A 23,006-nucleotide genomic window follows, 5' to 3' on the forward strand; every position below is an offset into this window, starting at 1 on the left:
CGCATGTGAAGCCGCAAACGCCATGTTGTGCAAAGTCGCAGAGGGAGCGAGACGTGGGTCTCGAATGAAGCGCACACGTGATTCGATGCGTGCGATGTCGGATGAGCGCCGCTTGACGCATCGGATGCGATGTGAAGCCGTCTACCAGGTTGATGCGGAGTCATGCCATGGCGCAGACCGCTCATCGCTAAGCCTGCAGCCGAGCCGGGCCGAATGAGCAACATCCCAGATCAAGCTGCACGCAACTCGCGGAGTGGGAGACAGCTAGTACACCGGATCAATCTTGCGCTTGGGCTCCAGTCAACCGCCGGCCGCACCAACTTCATCCACGCACGCCGAGTGCCCTGCCCCAGCTCGCCCTAAATTGACACCGGCAACTTGAAGTAAGTGCCCAAGCCATCTAGAAACATTTGCACCGAAATGGCCACCAGCAGCATGCCCATCAGTCGCTCGATCGCGGTCAGTGCACGGTGGCCGAGCAGCTTGTACAGCAGCGGGGCCGAGGCCAGGATCGTGGATGCACCAATCCAGGCAATCATCAGCGCCAGGCTCCAGTCCCACAGTCGAGTCGGTTCGTTGCTACCCATCAGCATCACCGCAGCCATGCCCGACGGGCCGGCCACCAGCGGGATGGCCAGCGGCACGATGAAGGGTTCGCCATCGGGGATCTCGCCCATCAGGCCTTCCGGGCGCGGGAAGATCATGCGGATGCCGATCAGGAACAATACAATGCCGCCGGCGATGGCCACCGACTCCTGGCGCAAGTGCATCAGTTCCAGCGCGTACTTGCCGCCCCACAGGAACGCCATCAGCACGAACAAGGCGATCAACAATTCGCGCGCGAGCACGAAGCGCTGGCGCTTCGGCGGCAGCGGCTTGAGTACGCTGAGAAACACCGGGATGTTGCCCAGCGGGTCGAGAATCAGGAATAGCAGCAAGGCTGCCGACAGGATGGTCATACGGAAGGACTCCAGATCGCACCACGGTGCGCAGCGCCCGCCATGGACAGCAAAGTGACGCAGGCGGACGCATAGCGCACGGGGTCGACCGCTTCGCTGTCTTCCTGATGGGTGAAAGCACGTGCGCGCAAGGCAGTGCGCATCGGCCCGGGCTGCAGTCCGCTAATGCGGACCGGGCCAGCGGCGGTTTCGTGATGCAGGCTGGCGAGCAGGCCACGCTGTGCATGCTGGGCAGCGCCATAAGCGCCCCAATACGCCTGGCCAACGCGTGCAGGGTCATCGACGACGAAGACCACCGCCGCATCGCCTTGCTGCCGCAACAGCGGCAGGCAGGCCTGGGTCAACCAGGCGCGCGCAGTGAGGTTGATATGCAGGTTGCGTGCGAAGTCCGCAGGCGCCGCGAGCTCGGCTGGCGTCAAGCCTGCGAAGTCGGCAGCGCAATGCAGCAGGCCGTGCAGCCCGCCCAGCTCGGACTGCAGCCGTTGCGCAAGTGCGATGTAATCGTCTGGCGTAGCGCCGGCCAGATCCAGCGGATACAGCAACGGCTCCGGACCCAGCCTGGCGACCGCATCGTAGACCCGCTCGAGCGGGCGCAACTTGCGACCGAGCAGCACCACCGTAGCACCGGAAGATGCGCAGGCCTGTGCAGCGGCAGCGCCCAGGCCGCCGGCGGCACCGGTAATCAGCACCACGCGCTCAGCCAGCGCAGCCGCCTCGGGCTGGCCCTGCAACGCACTCACGGCTGATAGGCCTCACTGACGATGCGCTTGAGCTCGCCGGCTTCGAACAGTTCCAGCGTGATGTCGCAGCCACCGATCAGCTCGCCATGAATGAATAACTGTGGAAAAGTCGGCCAGTTGGAGTAGCGCGGCAGATTTGCGCGCACTTCGGGTTCTTCCAGCACGTTGACCGTGCGCAGCTGGTCGGCGCCGGCAGCAACCAATGCCTGCACTGCGCGACTGGAAAACCCGCACATCGGGAACTGCGGGGTGCCTTTCATGAACAACACGATCGGGTGTTGTTCGACTTCGGCCTGGATCCGTTCCATCACCGGCATTGGACTCTCCTGACTGGGAGCGGCAGGCCCGACCGCCGGGTCGGATAGACTTCCGCAAAGGCGCGCATTGTAAGCCTTCAGCGCGACCTGTCGCCGCACTCCCTTCGCTGCCCTTGCCATCATGCCGATCGAACACGCTGCACTGCCCTACTCCCGCGCCGCTCTGGAGCCGCATCTCTCATCCGCAACATTGGAGGCGCACCACGGCGTCTGTCATCGCAGCGAGGTCGAACGGCTCAATGCGCGCATCGAAGGCAGCGAGTTCGCCGAGCTGACGCTGGAAGAGATCATCGCGCAGGCGCAAGGCACGCTGTTTCATCTGGCCGCGCAAGTGTGGAACCACAATTTCTACTGGCAATGCCTGCGCCCACGCGGAGGCGGCGAACCACTCGGCCGGCTGGCCGACAGCATCGCTACATCGTTCGGCGACTTTGCGCACTTCAGGCAGGAATTCAACCGTGTTGCGCTGGGTACGTTCGGCTCGGGCTGGGTGTGGCTGGTGCAGCGCCCGGACGGCGCCTTGGCGGTCGTTGCCACGCCGAATGCGTCCACGCCGCTGACCGGGCCAGACACGCCGCTGCTCGTCTGCGACCTGTGGGAACACGCGTACTACCTGGATTATCAGCAGGGTCGCGCGCACTACCTGGACGCGTTCTGGAAGCTGATCAACTGGGAGTTTGTGGCTAGCCGGTTGGGCTAGCCATGCAGTTGGGCTCAGCGGTGAGTAGTTGTGATCGCGGTGAATAGATCGATCGACTGCTGCAGCGCCGCGCGTGGCGGCTATCGAGCTGCGCGACAAGGCTTAAGTACGAGTCACGCGTTTTGACTCTACATGACTGCGTCACCGCTCATACGCCTTGAAGATCACGCTTCGCTCAAGCGTGCAACCACCGGCCCAACCTGCGTCTCACGCTGCAAGGCACTGCCCGCATCCACCAGTGCGCGCGCAAGCAGCGGCGGCGTATCGGCGCGTAGCGTTGCATGGCCGACTTTGCGGCCTGCACGCGATTGCTTGCCGTAGTCGTGCCAGTGCCCACCGGGCACTGCTAGAAACGCAGCAGCGTCCGGCATCTCACCCAGCCAGTTGAGCATGCAGGCGTGCCCGCGCATCGCGGTGCTGCCGAGCGGCAAACCAAGCACCGCACGCACATGGTTTTCGAATTGCGAGGTCTCTGCGCCTTCAATGGTCCAATGGCCGGAGTTGTGCACGCGCGGCGCCATCTCGTTGGCGAGCAGCTCGCCATCGCGCACAAACAGTTCCAGCGCAAACACACCCACATAGTCCAGCCGCTCGGCGATCGCGCGCGCATGCGCCTCGGCTGCCGCCTGCAACTCGGCACCCACAGTTGCAGGCGCAAGACTGGCCGACAGCACGCCGTCCACATGCCAGTTTTCGGTCAGCGGCCAGGCGCGGAACTCGCCATCGCGTCCGCGCACAGCCACCACGCTGACTTCGCGCTGAAACGGCACGAAGGCTTCCACGATCAACCCGACGTTCGCTGCCTGCGCGCCAAGCGCGTCCCATGCGGCATCGGCATCGGCCAGCGTCCTGATGCGGAACTGCCCCTTGCCGTCGTAGCCGAAGCGGCGCGTCTTGAGCACACAGGGCGTACCGATGCGCACCAATGCGGCATCAAGTCCCGCACGGTCGTCGATCGCGGCGAACTCGGGCACCGGAATTCCAATCTCGCGAAACAAGGTTTTTTCGCTGAGCCGGTCCTGCGCCACCGCCAATGCGGCAGCACTGGGAAACACCGGCACCTGCGCGGCCAACTGCTGCGCGCTGGCGGCCGGTACGTTTTCGAAATCGAAGGTGATCACATCCACTTGCGCTGCGAATGCAGCAAGCGCAGCGGTCTGGTCGAATGCGCCGACCTGCAGCGGTGCCACCTGCCCTGCGCAGGCATCTAATGCCGGGTCGAACACTGCAAAGCGCAGCCCCAACGGCGCGCCGGCCAACACCAACATGCGTGCCAGTTGGCCGCCACCTAGAATGCCAACCGTGGTCATTGGCGCGGGTCGTCGCTGGCCATCACATCGTCGGTCTGCTTGGCACGAAACTGCGCCAATGCCAGTCCGATCTGCGCCTGCTCGGGTGCCAGCATCGCCGCGGCGAACAACGCCGCATTGGCGGCACCGGCATTGCCGATGGCAAACGTGGCAACCGGAATCCCGGCCGGCATCTGCACGATGGACAACAATGAATCCATGCCGTTGAGCGCTTTGGACTGCACCGGCACACCCAGCACCGGCACCGCCGTCTTGGCCGCCAACATGCCCGGCAAGTGCGCCGCGCCGCCAGCGCCAGCGATGATCGCACGCAGGCCGCGTTCGCCCGCCTGCTCGGCATAGGTGAATAACACATCGGGGGTGCGATGCGCCGAGACCACCTTGACTTCGTAAGGCACGCCCAACGCATCGAGCTTTTGAGCTGCGTGTTGCATGGTTTCCCAATCCGAACGGGAGCCCATCACGATGCCGACCAGCGGCGCGGAGTGGTTGGAGGTCATGGCCCTGCCCTGCGGTAAAGACGTATTCTAGCCAATCTCCACGCAAGACAAGACTTCGATGGATCGCAAACTGCTCGACCTGCTGTGCTCGCCCGACACCCGCCAACCGCTCTCGCTGCTCGACGGCAAGGGCCTGGAGGCACTCAACACCGCCATCGCCGGCGGAAACCTGCAGCGTGCCGACGGCACCGTGCAGGCGCAGCCGCTGCGCGAGGCGCTGATCACCCGCGACCGCAAGCAGATCTTCCGCGTCGACGACGGCATTCCGGTGCTGCTGGCTGAGGAAGCCATCGGCACTACGCAGATCGCCGACTTCCCCGAAAAGTGAGTTCTTCCGCGCGCACGTCCGTGCCGGAGGCGCCACCCGCCGCGCTGGTGGATGCCGATGTGGCACGCGCGCTGGCCGAGGACATCGGCACTGGCGATGTCACCGCCGCGCTGTTGCCCGATCAGGCCGACAGCGCGTATCTGCTGTGCAAGCAGGATGCGGTGATCGCCGGCCGCCCCTGGTTCGACGCCACGCATCGTGCGCTCGACCCGCAGGTGCGCATCGACTGGCAGGTGCACGAAGGCCAGCACGTGCGTGCCGGCACCGTGCTGGCCCTCCTGCATGGCCGCAGCCGCAGCCTGGTCAGCGCTGAGCGCACCTCGCTCAATTTCATGCAGACGCTCTCGGCCACCGCGACCACTACCGCTGCGTACGTCGCTGCGGTGGCCGGCACCGGCACGCGCATCCTGGATACCCGCAAAACGCTACCGGGCCTGCGCGCCGCGCAGAAATACGCGGTGCGCTGCGGCGGTGGCGACAATCACCGCATCGGCTTGTTCGATACGGTGATGCTCAAGGAAAACCATATCCGCGCCGCCGGCTCGTTGAGCGCCGCCGTGCATGCCGCACGTGCGCAGCAACCGCAGTTGCCGTTGGTGGTCGAAGTGGAAACGCTGGAGCAACTACGCGAAGCATTGCAGGTGGGCTGCACGCGCATCCTGATCGACGACTTCGACCCGGCAATGCGCCGCGAAGCGGTACGTATCGTTGCCGCCCTGCCACTGGGACAACGCATTCCGCTCGAAGTGTCAGGCAGCGTGGATCTGGCCGGTATTGCCGCCATTGCCAACGATGGCGTGGACTGTATTTCCATCGGCGGCCTCACCAAGCACGTGCAGGCGGTGGATCTGTCGCTCAAACTCGGCCCGCCGCCACACTAGATTTCACGTGTGCCCGCAGGCAGCTCTGTCAGCCTGCTGCGATTGTTCAGTACTGGATCTGCGATGACTGTAAAACCTTGGCCGTGGATCTGCGTGTTGCTGGCAGGATGGGGCGGCAGCGCGGCTGCTGCGGAAGTGTGCGACATGCCGCCGCGGTTCGGCACCAGCCCCGCCGCAATCGCCATCGTGCGCAGCGCCTGCAACGAACACCGCTTGTGGCAACACCCCTTCATCGATACCAAAGGTCGCCTAGCCAGTCTTGGCGTGACCGAAGCCGAATCGGGCTATCTCGCCGACCATGGCGTGGTGGCATGGCAACGCGTCGCAGGCTACTGGCGCGACAGCGGCACACTGGCATCGATGGGCGGTCGCCCCGGCGCATCCAATTGCGCAGCGCTGGATGGCACGCGCTATACCGCCAGCGAGTGCCGCGCGTTTGTGGTCGACAATCCCTGGTCGGCGGCTTTCATCTCATGGGTGATGACGCAAGCCGGCCTGAGCGGCTTCCATCGCTCCGCGCGCCATCTGGATTACATCCGCAGCGCCTACAACGACGGAGCCAGCGGGCCGTACCAGTTCACCGATCCTGCGGTGGAAAAACCCGCCCCTGGCGATATGCTCTGCCTGCTGCGTGGACGCAATGTGTCGCTCGGCTATGCCGGCCTCAAGGCCGCGCTTGGCGGTAGCGCGCCGATGCCGTGGCAATCGCATTGCGATGTGGTGATAGCTGCCAACGTCGGTGGCGACCGCACGCTGTATCTGATCGGCGGCAATGTGTTCAACACGGTGATGATGCGCAAGATGCCGCTGGATCGCGCCGGCCGCGTGGTGTTGCCGACGCCGCAGTCCGACACAGCTCAGGACCAGAACGAAGACAGCCTGGGCATCGCCAGCGAATGCACGCCAGCGCATGAAGAACTGTGCGATTTCAATCGACGCGACTGGGCTGCCTTGTTGAAGCTGCGTCCTGATGCGGTAATGACCGCGCCACCACCGAGTGAGCCGTTGCCGGCGCCTTCCGTTGTGCCCGCAGATCAAACGATGCCGCCGGGTTTTCCGCGCGTCGTACCGCCGCGTCCGGAAACACAGCCTGCGCCGACGCAGCAGCCTCAGTAAAAAGGATTAGAGCCCCTCTCCCGCCGGGGCGACAAGGCACCGCTTGCGCGCCACTGGCGCGCGTGGCTTGGAGCGCCCGCGCAGCAAGCGCGGGCCGGGGCGCGGAGCGGGGGTTGGGGTGAGGGTACGGGGCGAAGCCCTTGTCGTCTCAACTGCACGAGGCTTCGCTCGTACCCTCATCCGGCGCTGCGCGCCACCTTCTCCCGGAGGGAGAAGGAACGTGTTGCTATCGCAGACAACAAAAAAGCGGGCCGAAGCCCGCTTTTTCGTCATGCATCACCCAAGTGATGCATTAGCCCGCAGCGATTACTCGGCCGAAGCCGGCACGCCCTCGCCTTCTTCCACTGCCTTGATCGACAGACGGATGCGGCCCTGCTTGTCCACTTCCAGCACCTTGACGCGGACCAGATCGCCTTCCTTCAGCTTGTCGCCGACCTTCTCCACGCGCTCGCTGGAAATCTGCGAGACGTGCACCAGGCCGTCCTTGCCCGGCAGGATGGTGACGAACGCACCGAAGTCCATGATCTTGGCGACCTTGCCTTCATAGATGCGGCCCGGCTCCACGTCCGAGGTGATCTGCTCGATGCGCGACTTCGCAGCTTGCGCGGCAATCGCATTCACCGAGGCGATGATGATCGTGCCATCGTCCTGGATGTCGATCTGGGTACCGGTTTCCTTGGTGATCGCCTGGATGGTCGAGCCACCCTTGCCGATCACTTCGCGGATCTTGTCCGGGTGGATCTTGATGGTCAGCAGACGCGGCGCGTAGTCGCTCAGCTCCAGACGCGGGGTGGTCAGCGCCTTGGACATCTCGCCCAGGATGTACAGACGACCAGCCTTGGCCTGCTGCAATGCCTGCTTCATGATCTCTTCGGTGATGCCTTCGATCTTGATGTCCATCTGCAGCGCGGACACGCCTTCGGCAGTACCGGCCACCTTGAAATCCATGTCGCCCAGGTGATCTTCGTCACCCAGGATGTCGGACAGCACCACGAAGCGGTCGTCTTCCTTCACCAGGCCCATGGCGATACCCGCCACCGGTGCCTTGACCGGCACGCCGGCATCCATCAGCGCCAGCGAGCTGCCGCACACCGAAGCCATCGACGAAGAACCGTTGGACTCGGTGATTTCCGAGACAACGCGGATGGTGTACGGGAATTCTTCCAGGCTCGGCATAACCGCGAGCACGCCGCGCTTGGCCAGACGGCCGTGACCGATTTCGCGACGCTTGGGCGCACCGAAACGACCACACTCGCCCACCGAGTACGGAGGGAAGTTGTAATGGAACAGGAAGTTTTCCTTGTACTCGCCGCTGACCGCGTCGATCACCTGACCATCGCGGGCGGTGCCCAGCGTGGTGACCACGATCGCCTGCGTCTCGCCGCGGGTGAACAGCGCCGAGCCGTGGGTACGCGGCAGGATGCCGGCCTGCACCGAAATCGGACGCACGGTATCCAGTGCACGGCCGTCGATACGCACCTTGGTCTCCAGGACCGAGTCGCGCATGGTGTGGTATTCCAGCTCGCCGAATTCCTTCGACAGCTCAGCACTGCTCCAACCTTCCGAAGCAACCCGGCCGGCCAGCGACTCGAGCACGTCCTTCTTGATCGCGGAGATCGCGTCGCGACGCTGCAGCTTGTCGCGCACCTGGAAGGCGCCGGACAGCTGCGCGCCGACTGCTTCCTTCAGTGCATTGATCAGCGCGGTGTTCTTGGCAGGCGCAACCCAGGTGCTGGGCTTGGTGCCGGCTTCGACGGTCAGCTCGTTGATGACGTTGATGACCTTCTGCAGCTCGCGATGGCCGAAGGTGACCGCGCCCAGCATCACTTCTTCGGACAGCAGCGCCGCTTCCGACTCCACCATCAGCACCGCATTGGCGGTACCGGCAACCACCAGTTCCAGCTGCGAATCCTTCAGCTCGGAGATGGTCGGGTTGAGAATGTACTCACCGTTCTTGTAGCCCACCTTGGCGGCGCCGATCGGGCCGTTGAAGGGGGTACCGGCCAGCGACAGTGCGGCCGATGCGCCGATCAGCGCGGCGATATCGCCGTCGATGTCCGGGTTCATCGACATCACCGTGGCGATGATCTGTACTTCGTTCTTGTAGTCCTCCGGGAACAGCGGACGGATCGGACGGTCGATCAGGCGCGAGATCAGCGTTTCCTTCTCGGTCGCACGTCCTTCGCGCTTGAAGAAGCCGCCCGGGATGCGGCCGCCGGCATAGAACTTCTCCTGATAATCAACCGTCAGGGGGAAGAAGTCCTGCCCTTCGCGCGCACTCTTCGCGGCGACGGCGGTGACCAGCAGTACGGTGTCGTCGAACTTGACGATGACGGCGCCGCCTGCCTGGCGAGCGATTTCGCCCGTCTCCAGGGTGACGGTGTGCTTGCCGTACTGGAAGGTTTTGGTGATTTTTGCCACGGAGGTTTTTTCCTTAGGTGTTGCTGTCTTCGTTGGACCGTCGTCGACCCATGCCGAGAACGGGCGGCCGGGAGGCTCCGGCCCATGAATTACTTGGTGCAAATAACGGTATGCGAACGACCAAAACAAAACCGCGGCGCATCGCTGCACCGCGGTGGTAGGACTCGATTAGCGGCGCAGGCCGAGCTTTTCGATCAGCGACTTGTAACGCTCGCTGTCCTTCTTCTTCAGGTAGTCGAGCAGGCTGCGGCGACGGTTGACCATCTGCAGCAGACCACGACGGCTGTGGTGATCTTTCTTGTGGGTCTTGAAGTGACCGCTCAGCAGCTCGATGCGGGCGGTCAGCAGAGCGACCTGCACTTCCGGGGAGCCGGTGTCCTGGGCGCTGCGCTTGTTGTCTTCAATGACTTTCTGGGTGTCGACGGACATGTGTTTTCTCGATAGATGCGTGGTCGACAGGAACGTGCAGGACGCACCGCCGGACTCGCCGTTTGCTTGGGATGAGCGCGCTTGGCGCTGGAGGTGCCCCGAACGGGGCCGCGAAATTGTAACGTCGTGCGAGCCCGGGGACAAGTTGACTAAAACTTAACAAGCCTGGGCTTCGTTCAGTCCATTGAACAAGCGCTGGGGCGACAACCGCCCTTCCATGTCCACCAGGCCTAGGCCTAGGGGGATTCCGTCCGGTCCGAACACGGCCACCTGGCCATCCGGAAATGCGGCATCGCGCAAGCGCTGACCCATGCGGAAACGGGCCGTGTGTGCCTGGTCCAGGGTGATCCGCGCAAAATCGGCCAATCCGGCCCGGATCGGCAGCAACAATTCCTGCGCATCGGTACCGGCGTCCAGCGCCGCAGACAGCGCTTCCAGCGTGATCATCTGCGGGCTGCGGAACGGCTCGACCCAGAGCCGTCGCAACGAGGCGATATGCGCGCCGCAGCCAAGCACCTCGCCCAGATCGCGCGCCAGGCTGCGGATATACGTGCCCGAACCGCAGGTCACACGCAGTTGCAGGCGTGGCGCGGCATATCCGATCAATTCGATCGCATGCACATCGACTTCGCGCACCGGCGCCTCGATGATCTCGCCGCGGCGTGCCTTGGCATACAGCGGCTCGCCGCCCTGCTTGAGTGCCGAGTAGATTGGTGCCTGTTGGGCGATACGGCCGATAAATGGCGCCAGCGCCGCACGCAGGGCGTCTTCGCTCAACTCGGGCACCGCACGCTCACGCAGCGGTTCGCCATCGGCATCGTCGGTATCGGTAGTGACGCCCAGCACGACCTCGGCGTCGTAGGCCTTGGCCGAACCAAGCAACACGCCGGCGATCTTGGTGGCCTCGCCCAGACACAACGGCAACAAGCCGGTGGCCAGCGGATCCAGGCTGCCGGTGTGGCCGCCCTTTTCGGCGCGCAGCAAACGGCGTGCGGACTGCAATGCGGTGTTGGAGCTGACTCCAGCCGGCTTGTCGAGCAACAGGATGCCGTGCAACGGGCGATAGACGATGCGGGGTTTCAAAAGATCAGTGCTCGAATCGGGCGCCATGCGCGCCCGTTGAAATCAGGGCCGCGTAGAAAGAGGCGGCCGGCCCAGACAGCGCTCAGCGCTGCTCGGCGTCTTCGTCGCTGGAGGCGGCCTCGGGGCCGATGTCGTCCAGGTCACGCAGCAGGTTGTCGATGCGTTCGCCGCGATCGACCGAATCGTCGTAATGAAAGTGCAGCTCGGGCACGTGGCGCAGTTTCATCGCGCGCGCCAACTGCGTGCGCAGCTGACCGGCGATTTCCTTGAGCCCCTTGACCGCTTCGACCGAACGCTCCTGCTGCAGCGCGGTGACGAACACCTTGGCATGCGCAAGATCGCGGGTGACTTCGACATCTGACACGCTGACCGACGGCAGGCCGTGATCGCGCACGGCCGCGTGCACGATCGTGCCGAGGTCGCGACGCACCTGCGCCGAGACGCGGTCGGTGCGATGGAATGATTTGGTTGGCATGGTCGTGGACCTGGTTGATTCGGAGGGCCAGATGGCACCGAAGCCAAAAACGAACGTGGGCGGCCATGCCGCCCTCGCCTTGCAAAACGTGCTGTCCAAAAATCGGGCGTTACCGACTCCAGCTTGCCGACTCCGGAGCCCGCAGGCCCCGGTCGCCATGACAGCCGCAGCCGTTACAGCGTACGCGCGACTTCGATACGCTCGAAGCACTCGATCTGATCGCCGGCCTTGACGTCGTTGTAGGCCTTCACGCCAATACCGCACTCGGTACCGTTGCGCACTTCCTCGACGTTTTCCTTGAAGCGACGCAGCGATTCCAGCTCGCCTTCGAACACCACGACGCTGTCGCGGAGCACGCGGATCGGCTTGCTGCGCTTCACAATGCCTTCGATGATCATGCAGCCTGCAACCGCGCCGAACTTGGAGCTGCGGAACACGTCGCGGACCTGCGCGATACCGATGATCTCTTCGCGGATTTCCACGCCGAGCAGACCGGAGGCGACCTGCTTCACCTGATCGATCACGTCATAGATGATCGAGAAGTAACGCAGATCCACACCATTGGATTCGACGATCTTGCGTGCCGATGCATCCGCACGCACGTTGAAGCCGATCATCGTCGCCTTGGAAGCGGCGGCCGAATTCGCATCGGACTCGGTGATGCCGCCGACGCCGGAGTGGATCACGTTGATGCGGATGTCGTCGTTGGACAACGCCACCAGCGACTGCTTGAGCGCTTCCACAGAACCCTGCACGTCGGCCTTGATCACCAGGTTCAACACCTGCTGACCTTCGCCCTTGCCCATCTGCGCCAGGATGTCTTCCATGCGGTTGGTTGCCGAAGCCACCAGACGCGACTCGCGACGCTTGGTTTCGCGCTGCTGCGCCACGTCCTTGGCCAGACGCTCGTCGTCGACGACCACGAAGTCGTCGCCGGCTTCCGGCACGCCGGACAAGCCGAGCACCTGCACCGGGATCGACGGGCCCGCCGAGGTCGGCTGATGCCCGGTCTCGTCGAACAACGCGCGCACACGGCCGTACTGGATGCCGCAGACCAGGTAATCGCCCTTCTTCAACGCGCCCTGCTGCACCAGCACCGTGGCGACCGGGCCGCGACCCTTGTCCAGCGACGACTCGATGACGGTACCGCTGGCGCGGCCTTCCGACAGCGCCTTCAGCTCCAGCACTTCGGCCTGCAGCGAGATCGCATCCAGCAGCGTGTCTACGCCGGTACCGAGCTTGGCCGACACTTCGATGAACTGGGTGTCGCCGCCGAAGTCTTCGGCCACCACGTTTTCGGCCAGCAATTCGTTCTTGACCCGCAGCGGATCCGCGCCGGCCTTGTCGATCTTGTTCACTGCCACGATCAACGGAACGCCCGCCGCCCTGGCGTGCGCCACCGCTTCCTTGGTCTGCGGCATCACGCCGTCATCGGCAGCGACGACCAGCACCACGATATCGGTGATCTTGGCGCCACGTGCACGCATCGAGGTAAACGCGGCATGGCCGGGCGTATCCAGGAAGCTGATGACGCCACGACCGGTTTCGACGTGATACGCACCGATGTGCTGGGTGATGCCACCGGCTTCGCCCGAGGCGATCTTGGTGCGACGGATGTAATCCAGCAGCGAGGTCTTGCCGTGATCGACGTGACCCATGATGGTCACCACCGGCGGACGCTGCACGGCATCGCCTTCGGCACCTTCGGCATGCGCCAGCAGCGCATCCTCGAAGTCGGCATTGTCGGCGCGCGTGGCCTTGTGGCCGAGTTCTTCGGTCACCAGCGAGGCGGTATCGTGGTCGATGCTCTGGGTGATGGTCGCCATTACGCCCATCTTGAACAGCGCCTTGACCACATCGCCGCCCTTGAGCGCGAGCTTCTGCGCCAGATCGGCCACAGTGATCGTTTCGCCGATCGCCACTTCACGCACCACCGGTGCGGTCGGACGCTCGAACCCGTGCGGGCCGCTGTTGCCCTGGTTGCCGCCCCGCCCGCTGTCGTTGCCACGGCGCGAAGAAGACGAACCCGGACGACCGGTCGGCTTGCTACGCACATTGGAACGACGCGCGCGATCGGCAGCGGACAGATGCAACTGCCCGGCAAAGCGCTTGGTCGCATCGTCGTCTTCGACGCCGGCCACCATGACGTGCGAACCGCGCGTCTTGTGCTTGGCCGCATTATTGCGATCGTCCGGACGTGCCGGCGTGGCCGGACGCGAGGCGGGCGATGCGCCAGCCGGACGGGCCGGACGCGGTGCAGAAGACGGCGACGACGGCGCACGTGCTGCAGGAGCGGAAGACGGCGTAGGCGCGGCAGCAACCGGCGCCGGCGCACTGGCAGCCGCAGCGGCTTCCTCGGCAGCCTTGCGCTCGGCTTCGATACGGTCCTTCGCGGCCTGCTCTTCATCGCGCTTGCGCTGAATCGCTTCGTCGCGCACACGGTCGCTTTCGGCCAGCGCCTGCTGCTCGTCGAGATTGCGCTGACGCGATGCGGCGAGCTTGGCCAGGATGTCAGCGCGCTCTTCGTCCGGCGTCATCGGCGCGGCACGGCCGCTGCCTTCATTTTCGGACTTCACGTAGGTGCGCTTCTGCCGCACTTCCACGTTGACCGTGGTCTTGGTGCGGCCGGCGCTGACCGTGACTTCCTGCAGCTTGCGCCGATTGAGCGTGATCTTCTTGGCTGCTTCGGTTGCCGCTTCGGCAGGCGTCTCGGCCTTGCCATGCGTGCGACGCAGGAAGCCAAGCAGTTTCATCTTCTCGGTGCTGGTCACGACCTGGTCGGGACCGCTGAACTTCATTCCGGCCTCGGCCAGTTGAACCAGCAGTTTATCGACCGGCGTATTGACCAGTTCGGCAAGCTTGCGGATGGTGGTTTGCTGCGACATTCGGATCCTATGATCTGGTTGGCGCCCCCTCGCCCAGAGCAAGGGAAGCGCTGATTCTAAGCCCTGATGGGGTCAGGGCGCGGTTCATTGCCGGCTCATTCGCCGCGCTCCAAACGGGCGATCTCCTCGGCGCGGGCCGCCAGGATCAGCGCCGCGGCGCGCTCCTGGGTCAAGCCCTCGATGCCGAAGTCGACGATCTCGTCCGCTGCCAGGTCGGACAAGTCCTCGCTGGTGCGCACGCCGTGCTCGGCCAGAGCAAAGGCCGTTTCCTCGTCCATCCCCTCCAGCGCCAGCAGGTCCTCGGTGGGCTGAGTTCCTTCCAGGCCTTCTTCCTCGGCCAGCGCGGCGTTGAGCAGCGCATCGCGGGCACGGGCACGCAACTCTTCGACGATGTCTTCGTCGAAGCCTTCCACCGCCAGCAACTCGCCGACCGGCACGTAGGCGATTTCTTCGACCGTATTGAAACCTTCGGTCACCAGAATCGCTGCAATTTCTTCGTCCACTTCCAGGCGATCCATGAACAACTGGCGCGCGGAGGTCTGTTCGGCTTCGGACTTGGCGGCCACCTGGTCGGCGGTCATCACGTTGAGCTGCCAACCGGTCAGGCGGCTGGCCAGACGTACATTCTGGCCGCCCTTGCCGATCGCCTGGGCCAGGCGATCTTCTGCCACAGCCAGGTCCATCGAATGCTTGTCTTCATCGACGATGATCGACTGCACTTCGGCCGGCGCCATCGCATTGATGACGAAGTTGGCCGGGTTCTCGTTCCACAACACGATGTCCACGCGCTCGCCATTGAGCTCGTTGGACACCGCCTGCACGCGCGAACCACGCATACCGATGCACGCGCCGATCGGGTCGGTGCGGGTATCGTGCGCAATCACGGCGATCTTGGCGCGATCGCCCGGGTCGCGGGCGCAGGCCTTGATCTCGACCAGGCCCTGGCCCACTTCAGGCACTTCGAGCTTGAACAGCTCGATCATGAATTCCGGCGCGGCGCGGCTGATGAACAGCTGCGGGCCACGTGGTTCGGAGCGCACTTCGGCCAGATAACCGCGCACGCGGTCGCCCGGACGCAGCACATCGCGCGGAATGCCCTTGTCCTTCGGAATGAAGGCTTCGGCATTGCCGCCCAGATCGACAAAGATATTGCCGCGCTCGGCACGCTTGACCACACCGGTGATCAACTCGCCGACGCGATCCTTCCATGCGTCCACAACCTGCTGACGCTCGGCTTCGCGCACACGCTGCACGATCACCTGCTTGGCAGCCTGCGCGGCGATACGGCCGAAATCCGGGTTTTCGATCTGTTCTTCGATGTAGTCGCCCACATCCACGCCGTCGGCTTCGTCGATGGCGTCCATCAGACGCACCTGGCGATCCGGCGACTCCATCACCACATCGTCGGCAACCACTTCCCAACGACGGTAGGTTTCGTAGTTACCGTCCTTGTGATCGATGGTCACGCGCGCCAGCACGTCCTGGTCGGGATAGCGCTTCTTCGCTGCGGAAGCCAACGCGGCCTCGATCGCATCGAAGATCACTTCGCGCGGCACGCCCTTTTCGTTGGCCACCGCATCCACTACCAGCAAAAGTTCCTTGCTCATTTAGTCACTCCGCGCGCGGCTTGCCAGCCGCCGACTCGTTGGATGGTTTCTTCTTCTCGTGCCCGGGTTTTTTCGGGCCGGGCTTATTCGGTTTTTGCGGCGCCAGGCCCAAAGCGACCCAATCCGGCAGGATGCGCGCCTTGTCGATGTTGTCGAAGCCGATCTGCACGTCCTTGCCGTCGATGGCAAACACCACGGCGTCGGCCTCCGCCTCGATCCGCAGGATCTTGCCCTGAAAGCGGCGCCGACCATCCTGCGCCAGCTTCAGCACGATCTTTGCGGACTCGCCGACATGACGTGCGAACTGCTCAAGCGTAAACAAGGGGCGGTCCACACCCGGCGAAGACACTTCAAGCGTGTAGTTGCCGGTGATGGGATCTTCGACGTCGAGCTGGGCGGAGACTTCGCGGCTCACGCGCTCGCAGTCATCGACGTTGATCACACGCTCGGGCTGTTCGGCCAGCGGTACATCGATATACAGACGCAACGTGGCGCCACCTGGAGCGGGAAGATATTCCACACCCAGTAGTTCCAAGCCCAAGGACTCAACCGTTGGACTCAGCAGATTCGCGATTTCGGTCGCTTTTTCGCTCACAGACTGCCCTGATCAAATGATTGCCAGTAGAACCCCGGCAACCGGCAGCAAACTTTCCGGTTCCGGAAAAAACAAGGGGCCCGATGGGCCCCTTGCGTGAAAAAAGCCCGACCTCTCAGGGTCGGCGCAAAGACGGGAACATGCGTCTTTGCGATCCAAGAACATGAACTGCTGCCCTAAGGCAAACTGCATTAAAGCAGCAATTCAAACTTGGTAGCGGGGGCAGGATTTGAACCTGCGACCTTCGGGTTATGAGCCCGACGAGCTGCCAGACTGCTCCACCCCGCAGCAGAAGCGGAATTATGAAGAACTTGAGCGGCAATTGCAAGCCCTAGTTTTTCATCGATTGAAAACCTTGGAGGTCTTCAACGTCGCGGCAAATGATAACCGCATTGCAACAAAAACGAAACAGCAATCACGACTTTATTTCAGTAACGCGTCAAAGGCGCGCCTGACGCACACGCCCACAACGGTATGCAGGCACGTAAGTCTTACGCAAGCCCCGCAAATGCGCGCTGGCACCACACCATGATCGGGCTCCAGGCCAGACCGAGTGCCAGCAGTGCGAGTGCGTTGACGCCGAGGACGGTACCAAGCACACGGTCGTTGTTGGCCGGCAACGGCTCACCGACCGGCTCATCGAAGTACATGACCTTGATGACGCGCAGATAGTAGTACGCACCGATCACCGCGCAGAGCACGCCGACCAACGCCAACCACAACATATCGCCCTTCACCGCGGCGCCCAACACGGCCAGCTTGGTCCAGAAGCCGAGGAACGGCGGGATACCTGCAAGCGAAGCCATGATGCACAGCACCAGGCCGGCCATCCATGGATTGCGTGCGTTGAGCCCCTTGAAGTCGTCGATGTTCTCGGCTTCAAACCCATTACGCGACAAGGCGATGATGGCGCCGAACGCAGCGGTCGACATGATGGTGTAGCTCACTGCGTAGAACATCGCGGCGGCATAGCCTTCTTCGCCGCCACCGGCCACGCCCATCAGCAGGAAGCCGATATGCGAGACGGTCGAATACGCGAGCATGCGCTTGAGATTGGTCTGCGCAATCGCCATCAGGTTGCCGATCACCAGCGACAGTGCCGACAGGCCGCCGATCAACAGATGCCACTGCGGCGACAACGGACCCATGCCGACTTCGAGCAGGCGATAGGCCATACCAAAGGCAGCCAACTTGGGCGCGGAACTGATGAACAACGCGATCGGTGCGGGCGCACCCTGATAGACGTCGGGCAGCCACATGTGGAACGGCGCCGCACCCAGCTTGAAGGCCACGCCGGCGATCATGAAGATAGTGCCGGTCAGCAGCAGCGTGCGCTCGTTGGAGCCTTCGATGGCGTCATGGATACCCGCCAGGCTCAACGTGCCGGTAGCGCCGTAGACCAGCGACATGCCGTACAGCAACAGACCCGACGCCAGCGAACCAAGCACGAAATACTTCATCGCCGCTTCGGTGGCCAGGCCGTTATCGCGATTGGACGCGACCAGGGCGTACGAGCACAGAGCCAGCAGTTCCAGACCCAGATACACCATCAGCAGGCTGCCTGCCGAGGCCAGCAGCATCATGCCGGCGGTGGCGAACAGCACCAGCACCGGGATCTCGCCCTGATAGAGATTGCGCTCGCGCAGGTACGTCCAGCCATAAACCAGGCTCAGGCCGCTGACCAGCACGATCACCGTCTTCATGACGTCGGCTGCGGTGTCGCGGACGAACATGCCGTGGAAGGCTTCGCCCTGCCCGCCCGTTCCGGTCGCCAGCAACGCGAACACCACGGCCAACACGGCCACGGAGAACAGGTGGGTCCAGACCTTGTGCCGCTGGCTCATAAACAGATCGAGCATCAACAGAGCAAAGGCGCCGCCGATCAGCACCAGCTCCGGTGCGAGCGGAGCCAGGTCAGCGGTGGTCAACGGCGCGAGCGTTGGCGTGGTCATCATCAAATCCTGAAAATCGGTACGTACGGCAAGCAGTTACAGCTTGGTCGCGGCAATCTGGGTAGCCAGCTTGGCGATCGATGGTTCCATCAGATCGGTCAGCGGCTTCGGATACAGGCCCAGGGCCAGCACGCCAGCGGCGAACACCCCCAGCACGAATGCCTCACGGCCATTGATGTCCTTCAACTCGGCCACGTGTGCGTTGGCCACTTCACCGAAGAACACGCGCTTGTAGAGCCACAAGGTGTAAGCCGCAGTGATCACCAAGGTGGTGGCAGCGCCGAAGGCGATCAACGGGTGCTTCTGAAAGCTGGCCAGGATCACCATGAACTCGCCGACGAAACCGCTGGTACCCGGCAGGCCGGCATTGGCCATGAAGAACAGCATGGCGAAGGTGGCAAACCACGGCATCACGTTGACCACGCCGCCGTAATCGGCAATGCGGCGGGTATGCATGCGGTCGTACAGCACGCCGATGCAGGAGAACATCGCACCGGACACGAAACCATGCGAAATCATCTGCACCATTGCGCCCTGCAGGCCCAGGCGTGCGGCGTCGGTGCTGCCGTAGTCGCGCACCAGGGTGAAGGCGATAAAGGTGCCGAGAGTGACGAAGCCCATGTGCGCGATGGACGAATACGCCACCAACTTCTTCATGTCGTCCTGCACCAACGCCACCAGGCCGACGTAGATCACCGCGATCAGCGACAGCGTGATCACCAACCAGGCGAACTCATGGCTGGCGTCCGGCACGATCGGCAGGTTGAAGCGAAGGAAGCCGTAGCCACCGATCTTCAGCGCGATCGCGGCCAGGATCACCGAACCGGCGGTCGGTGCCTCAACGTGCGCGTCGGGCAACCAGGTATGCACCGGGAACATCGGCACCTTGACCGCGAAGGCGATCAGGAACGCGAAGAAGATCCAGGTCTGCTCCTTGGCGGTCAGCTGCAGCGCGTACAGGTCGGCAAGCTGGAAGCTGCCGCCCTTCAGATACAGGTAGACCAGGCCCACCAGCATCAGCACCGAGCCGAGGAAGGTGTACAGGAAGAACTTCATCGCCGCATAGATACGCCGCGGGCCGCCCCAGACACCGATGATCAGGAACATCGGAATCAGCATGGCTTCGAAGAAGACGTAGAACAGCATCGCGTCGGTGGCAGCGAAGATGCCCAGCGTGACGCCTTCCAGGATCAGGAACGCCGCAACGTACTGATTGACGCGCTTGTCGATCGAGCGCCAGGCGCCGATCAGGGCCAGCACCGTCACCAGTGTGGTCAGCACGATCAACGCGACCGCGATGCCGTCCACGCCCAGGTTGTAGCCGATGTTGTAGGCCGGGATCCAGGCATGCAGTTCGACGAATTGCAGGGCGTCATTGGCAGTGTCGTAGCCCAGCAGCGGCAGACTCAGCACAAAGGTCGCCACCGCCACCGCTAGCGATGCCCAGCGGGCAGTCTCGGCGTTGCGCAACGCAAGGATCAGGGCGCCACCGATAATCGGCAGCCAGATCAAGATAGACAGTAAAGGCCAGTTCGACACGTTTTCTTATTCCGTACAGGTCAACGCCAGAAATGCATCAGTACCGCCAACAAGGCGATCAAACCGATGATCATTGCGAAGGCGTAGTGATAGAGGAAACCGGATTGCGTGCGACGCAGCAGATTTGCAGCCAGGTCGATCAGTCGGGCAGAACCATTGACGACGACACCGTCGACCACATGGGTATCGATGGCACGTGACGCCTTGCCAAGGACCACGCCGCCACCGGCGAAGCCATTGATCCAGAGCTTGTCGAAACCGTACTTGTTTTCCAGCAGCCACACGACCGGCGCGAACGCCTTGCGCGACTTGGTGGCCAGCTCCGGCTTCCAGAGATAGAACAGCGCGGCCAGCAACAGACCGGCAACGGTCAGGAAGAACGGCGCAGCCATCATGCCGTGCAGCGCGAAGGCCACCGGACCATGGAACTCTTCGGCCAGTGCACCGACGGTGTCGCGTGCCGGATCGTAGAAATCGACGATGCCGGTGAAGAACGAGACCGCCTGCCCCTTGATGGCATGCGCCGCGTGGTGACCTTGCCAATCGGTGCCGAACAACATGGGGCCGATGGTGTAGAAGCCGATCGCCACCGAAGGGATCGCCAGCAGGATCAGCGGTAGCGTCACCACCCACTTGGATTCGTGCGGCTCATGGGCACCGTGATGGCCATGACCGTGGTCATCGTGGCTATGCGTATCGTGTGCATGGGCGTCGTGCGCATGACTATCGTGCGCGTGGACCTGCGCCTCGGCATCGGTGTGTGCGCTGTCGTGGTGTGCATGGGCATCATGCGCATGCGCGTCGCGGAAGCGCTCCTTGCCGTGGAAGGTCAGGAACAGCAGGCGGAAGCTGTAGAAGCTGGTCACCAGCACGCCGCCGAGCACCGCCCAGTAGCCATAGGTCGCGATCCAGCTATGCGACTCGTGGGCATGATGCGCAGCTGCCTCGATGATGGTGTCCTTCGAGTAAAAGCCGGAGAAGAACGGCGTACCGACCAGTGCCAGCGTACCGATCACGCTGGTCCAGTAGGTCACCTTCATGTACTTGCGCAGGCCGCCCATCTTGCGCATGTCCTGCTCGTGGTGCATGCCGATGATGACCGAGCCGGCTGCCAGGAACAGCAGCGCCTTGAAGAAGGCATGCGTCATCAGATGGAACACGGCCGCCGAGTAGGCAGACACGCCCAGCGCCACGGTCATGTAGCCGAGCTGGGACAGCGTGGAATACGCAACCACGCGCTTGATGTCGTTCTGCACGATGCCGATCAGGCCGGTGAAGAAGGCCGTGGTCGCACCGATGAACAGGATGAAGTTCAGCGCGGTTTCCGACAGCTCGAACAGCGGCGACATGCGCGCGACCATGAAGATGCCGGCGGTCACCATCGTCGCGGCGTGGATCAGTGCCGAAATCGGCGTCGGTCCTTCCATCGAGTCCGGCAGCCACACGTGCAGCGGCACCTGCGCCGACTTGCCCATCGCACCGATGAACAGGCAGATGCAGATCAGCGTCATCACGCTCCACTCGTGGCCCGCGAACAGCTGCACCTTGGCACCGGCCATGGTGGTCGCGTTGGCAAACACGGTGGAGTAGTCCAGCGAACCGAACCACAGCAGCACGCCGGCAATGCCGAGAATGAAACCGAAGTCGCCGACGCGATTGACCAGGAACGCCTTCATGTTGGCAAACACCGCAGTCGGGCGCTTGAACCAGAAACCGATCAGCAGATACGACACCAGGCCCACCGCTTCCCAGCCGAAGAACAGCTGCAGGAAGTTGTTGCTCATCACCAGCGTCAGCATGGAGAAGGTGAACAACGAGATGTAGCTGAAGAAGCGCTGGTAACCCGGGTCTTCTTCCATGTAGCCGATGGTGTAGATGTGCACCAGCAGCGAAACGAAGGTCACCACCACCATCATCATCGCGGTCAGGCGATCGACCATGAAGCCGACATGCGCCGAGTAGTTACCGACGTCGAAGAAGGTGTACAGGTTCTGGTTGAACGGGCTGGCGCCCTGCTCCACCAGTTGATACAGCGTCAGGCACGACAGCACGCAGCTGACCGCCACGCCCAGGATGGTGACGTATTGCGCGCCCTTGCGCCCTACCTGGCGACCGAACAGGCCGGCGATGATGCTGCCGACCAGCGGTGCAAGCACCACTGCGATCAACAGACTCTTGGAGAGAGTGATTTCCATCTACAGGTCAGCCCTTCAACGTATCGACTTCGGCCACATTGATCGTGCGGCGCGTGCGGAACAGAGTCACCAGAATCGCAAGGCCGATCGCAGCCTCCGCGGCGGCAACGGTCAGGATGAAGAACACGAACAACTGGCCTGCGGGATCGCCGAGCTCGCGCGAGAACGCAATGAAGTTGACGTTGACCGACAACAGCATCAACTCGATCGACATCAGCAACACGATGACGTTCTTGCGATTGAGGAAGATGCCGGCCAGCGAGATGCAGAACAGCACCGCGCCCAGTCCAAGCAGGTGGCCCAAGGTAATCAAGACTTCGCCTCCTGTCCGTCGGCCGCATCGAGCTTCGGCGCGACCTGTACCGGCTTTTCAACCGCCATTTTGACCATGCGCAGGCGATCACCCGCCTTCACCCGCGATTGATCACCCGCGTTCTGCAGCTTGATGCCGGTGCGCTTGCGCAAGGTCAGCATCACGGCGGCCACCACCGCCACGGTCAGGATCACCGCGGCAAATTCGAACGGCAGCAGGAACTCGGTGTACAGGCTCCTGGCCAACCAGGTCAGGTTCGACACGTCGGCCGCCTGCGCGGCAGCGTTGTCTGCCGGGAACGGCGTGGCGCTACGTGCCTTGACGCCGATCAGGGTGACCATCTGCGCAAACATGGCGACCGCCACGATGACGCCGACCGGCATGTACTTGACCCAACCCTCGCGCAGGCGGCTGGTGTCGATGTCCAGCATCATCACCACGAACAGGAACAGCACCATCACCGCGCCGACGTAGACCAGCACCAGCGTCACGCCAAGGAACTCGGCGCCGACCAGCAACCAGATGCACGCCATCGAGAAGAAGGTGAGGATCAGGCACAACACGGCGTACACCGGATTGCGCACGCTGATCACCGCACCCGCAGAGACGACCGCGACGGCGGAGAACGCGTAGAAAGCAATTTTGACCCAGTCCATCATGA

21 protein-coding genes and 1 tRNA gene are annotated in these 23,006 nt (G+C 63.2%); 4 read left to right on the forward strand and 18 right to left on the reverse strand.

Going from position 1 to position 23,006, the window contains the following annotated elements:
- Positions 1-359: 359 nt before the first annotated feature.
- From XcyCFBP4188_RS08040 to grxD, 3 genes are read right to left on the reverse strand one after another with little or no spacing between them, the layout of a single operon-like run.
- Positions 360-959: a YhgN family NAAT transporter gene (locus XcyCFBP4188_RS08040; RefSeq protein WP_006450537.1), complete on the reverse strand. Its 600-nt coding sequence runs from the start codon at positions 957-959 to the stop codon at positions 360-362.
- Positions 956-1,699, reverse strand: coding sequence for an SDR family NAD(P)-dependent oxidoreductase (locus tag XcyCFBP4188_RS08045; protein ID WP_104591905.1), 744 nt, complete (start codon positions 1,697-1,699; stop codon positions 956-958). The genes XcyCFBP4188_RS08040 and XcyCFBP4188_RS08045 overlap by 4 nt, the downstream gene beginning before the upstream one ends.
- On the reverse strand, positions 1,696-2,016 hold the full coding sequence (gene grxD, locus XcyCFBP4188_RS08050) for a Grx4 family monothiol glutaredoxin (RefSeq protein ID WP_006450539.1): 321 nt from the start codon (positions 2,014-2,016) through the stop codon (positions 1,696-1,698). Before grxD ends, XcyCFBP4188_RS08045 begins: the two co-directional genes overlap by 4 nt.
- 121 nt (positions 2,017-2,137) lie before the next feature.
- Here grxD and XcyCFBP4188_RS08055 point away from each other — a divergent pair, with 121 nt between their 5' ends.
- On the forward strand, positions 2,138-2,716 hold the full coding sequence (locus tag XcyCFBP4188_RS08055; RefSeq protein ID WP_006450540.1) for a superoxide dismutase: 579 nt from the start codon (positions 2,138-2,140) through the stop codon (positions 2,714-2,716).
- A 164-nt stretch (positions 2,717-2,880) separates the two neighbouring features.
- Here XcyCFBP4188_RS08055 and XcyCFBP4188_RS08060 read toward each other — a convergent pair whose 3' ends face one another.
- Both XcyCFBP4188_RS08060 and purE read right to left on the reverse strand, forming a co-directional pair.
- Positions 2,881-4,026, reverse strand: coding sequence for a 5-(carboxyamino)imidazole ribonucleotide synthase (locus XcyCFBP4188_RS08060; protein WP_006450541.1), 1,146 nt, complete (start codon positions 4,024-4,026; stop codon positions 2,881-2,883).
- Positions 4,023-4,526, reverse strand: a complete 504-nt coding sequence (gene purE, locus XcyCFBP4188_RS08065; protein ID WP_006450542.1) for a 5-(carboxyamino)imidazole ribonucleotide mutase — start codon at positions 4,524-4,526, stop codon at positions 4,023-4,025. Before purE ends, XcyCFBP4188_RS08060 begins: the two co-directional genes overlap by 4 nt.
- Before the next feature lie 58 nt (positions 4,527-4,584).
- Here purE and XcyCFBP4188_RS08070 point away from each other — a divergent pair, with 58 nt between their 5' ends.
- The 3 genes from XcyCFBP4188_RS08070 (at position 4,585) to XcyCFBP4188_RS08080 (ending at position 6,851) form a co-directional block, all read left to right on the forward strand.
- Positions 4,585-4,854, forward strand: a complete 270-nt coding sequence (locus tag XcyCFBP4188_RS08070) for a Trm112 family protein (protein WP_006450543.1) — start codon at positions 4,585-4,587, stop codon at positions 4,852-4,854.
- Entirely contained in the window at positions 4,851-5,735 is an 885-nt protein-coding gene (gene nadC, locus XcyCFBP4188_RS08075; protein ID WP_104591906.1) for a carboxylating nicotinate-nucleotide diphosphorylase, read from the forward strand. The genes XcyCFBP4188_RS08070 and nadC overlap by 4 nt, the downstream gene beginning before the upstream one ends.
- A 63-nt stretch (positions 5,736-5,798) precedes the next feature.
- The gene (locus XcyCFBP4188_RS08080) at positions 5,799-6,851 is read left to right on the forward strand and encodes a DUF2272 domain-containing protein (RefSeq protein WP_043908811.1); all 1,053 of its coding nucleotides are present in this window, start codon (positions 5,799-5,801) and stop codon (positions 6,849-6,851) included.
- A 306-nt stretch (positions 6,852-7,157) separates the two neighbouring features.
- Here XcyCFBP4188_RS08080 and pnp read toward each other — a convergent pair whose 3' ends face one another.
- The 13 genes from pnp to XcyCFBP4188_RS08145 all read right to left on the reverse strand — a co-directional run bounded on the left by pnp (position 7,158) and on the right by XcyCFBP4188_RS08145 (position 23,004).
- The gene (gene pnp, locus XcyCFBP4188_RS08085; protein ID WP_006450547.1) at positions 7,158-9,272 is read right to left on the reverse strand and encodes a polyribonucleotide nucleotidyltransferase; all 2,115 of its coding nucleotides are present in this window, start codon (positions 9,270-9,272) and stop codon (positions 7,158-7,160) included.
- A 168-nt stretch (positions 9,273-9,440) separates the two neighbouring features.
- Positions 9,441-9,701 carry a 30S ribosomal protein S15 gene (gene rpsO / locus XcyCFBP4188_RS08090; RefSeq protein WP_006450548.1) on the reverse strand — a complete coding sequence of 87 codons (261 nt, stop codon included), beginning with the start codon at positions 9,699-9,701 and terminating at the stop codon, positions 9,441-9,443.
- 156 nt (positions 9,702-9,857) lie between these two features.
- Positions 9,858-10,784 carry a tRNA pseudouridine(55) synthase TruB gene (gene truB / locus XcyCFBP4188_RS08095; RefSeq protein WP_043908829.1) on the reverse strand — a complete coding sequence of 309 codons (927 nt, stop codon included), beginning with the start codon at positions 10,782-10,784 and terminating at the stop codon, positions 9,858-9,860.
- Between the two features lie 82 nt (positions 10,785-10,866).
- Complete coding sequence (gene rbfA, locus XcyCFBP4188_RS08100; RefSeq protein WP_006450550.1) at positions 10,867-11,259, reverse strand: 30S ribosome-binding factor RbfA; 393 nt, start codon at positions 11,257-11,259, stop codon at positions 10,867-10,869.
- Positions 11,260-11,432: 173 nt separating this feature from the next.
- A complete protein-coding gene (gene infB / locus XcyCFBP4188_RS08105; RefSeq protein ID WP_167393516.1) occupies positions 11,433-14,144 on the reverse strand; it encodes a translation initiation factor IF-2 in 2,712 nt (903 codons plus the stop codon).
- 95 nt (positions 14,145-14,239) lie between these two features.
- Entirely contained in the window at positions 14,240-15,751 is a 1,512-nt protein-coding gene (gene nusA, locus XcyCFBP4188_RS08110) for a transcription termination factor NusA (RefSeq protein WP_006450552.1), read from the reverse strand.
- A gap of 4 nt (positions 15,752-15,755) precedes the next feature.
- Positions 15,756-16,346 (reverse strand): ribosome maturation factor RimP, encoded by a 591-nt coding sequence (gene rimP, locus XcyCFBP4188_RS08115; RefSeq protein ID WP_006450553.1) that lies wholly within the window; start codon positions 16,344-16,346, stop codon positions 15,756-15,758.
- A gap of 211 nt (positions 16,347-16,557) precedes the next feature.
- Positions 16,558-16,634, reverse strand: a tRNA-Met gene (locus XcyCFBP4188_RS08120).
- Positions 16,635-16,837: 203 nt separating this feature from the next.
- On the reverse strand, positions 16,838-18,298 hold the full coding sequence (gene nuoN / locus XcyCFBP4188_RS08125) for an NADH-quinone oxidoreductase subunit NuoN (RefSeq protein ID WP_043908815.1): 1,461 nt from the start codon (positions 18,296-18,298) through the stop codon (positions 16,838-16,840).
- Positions 18,299-18,334: 36 nt separating this feature from the next.
- The gene (locus tag XcyCFBP4188_RS08130; protein ID WP_023904453.1) at positions 18,335-19,837 is read right to left on the reverse strand and encodes an NADH-quinone oxidoreductase subunit M; all 1,503 of its coding nucleotides are present in this window, start codon (positions 19,835-19,837) and stop codon (positions 18,335-18,337) included.
- A gap of 20 nt (positions 19,838-19,857) precedes the next feature.
- On the reverse strand, positions 19,858-22,032 hold the full coding sequence (gene nuoL / locus XcyCFBP4188_RS08135) for an NADH-quinone oxidoreductase subunit L (RefSeq protein ID WP_104591908.1): 2,175 nt from the start codon (positions 22,030-22,032) through the stop codon (positions 19,858-19,860).
- Positions 22,033-22,039: 7 nt separating this feature from the next.
- On the reverse strand, positions 22,040-22,345 hold the full coding sequence (gene nuoK, locus XcyCFBP4188_RS08140) for an NADH-quinone oxidoreductase subunit NuoK (protein WP_006450557.1): 306 nt from the start codon (positions 22,343-22,345) through the stop codon (positions 22,040-22,042).
- On the reverse strand, positions 22,342-23,004 hold the full coding sequence (locus tag XcyCFBP4188_RS08145) for an NADH-quinone oxidoreductase subunit J (RefSeq protein ID WP_174705836.1): 663 nt from the start codon (positions 23,002-23,004) through the stop codon (positions 22,342-22,344). The genes nuoK and XcyCFBP4188_RS08145 overlap by 4 nt, the downstream gene beginning before the upstream one ends.
- Positions 23,005-23,006: the final 2 nt, after the last annotated feature.

The sequence above is a fragment of the Xanthomonas hortorum pv. cynarae genome (genome assembly GCF_002939985.1).
Classification (GTDB): Bacteria; Pseudomonadota; Gammaproteobacteria; order Xanthomonadales; family Xanthomonadaceae; genus Xanthomonas; species Xanthomonas hortorum_D.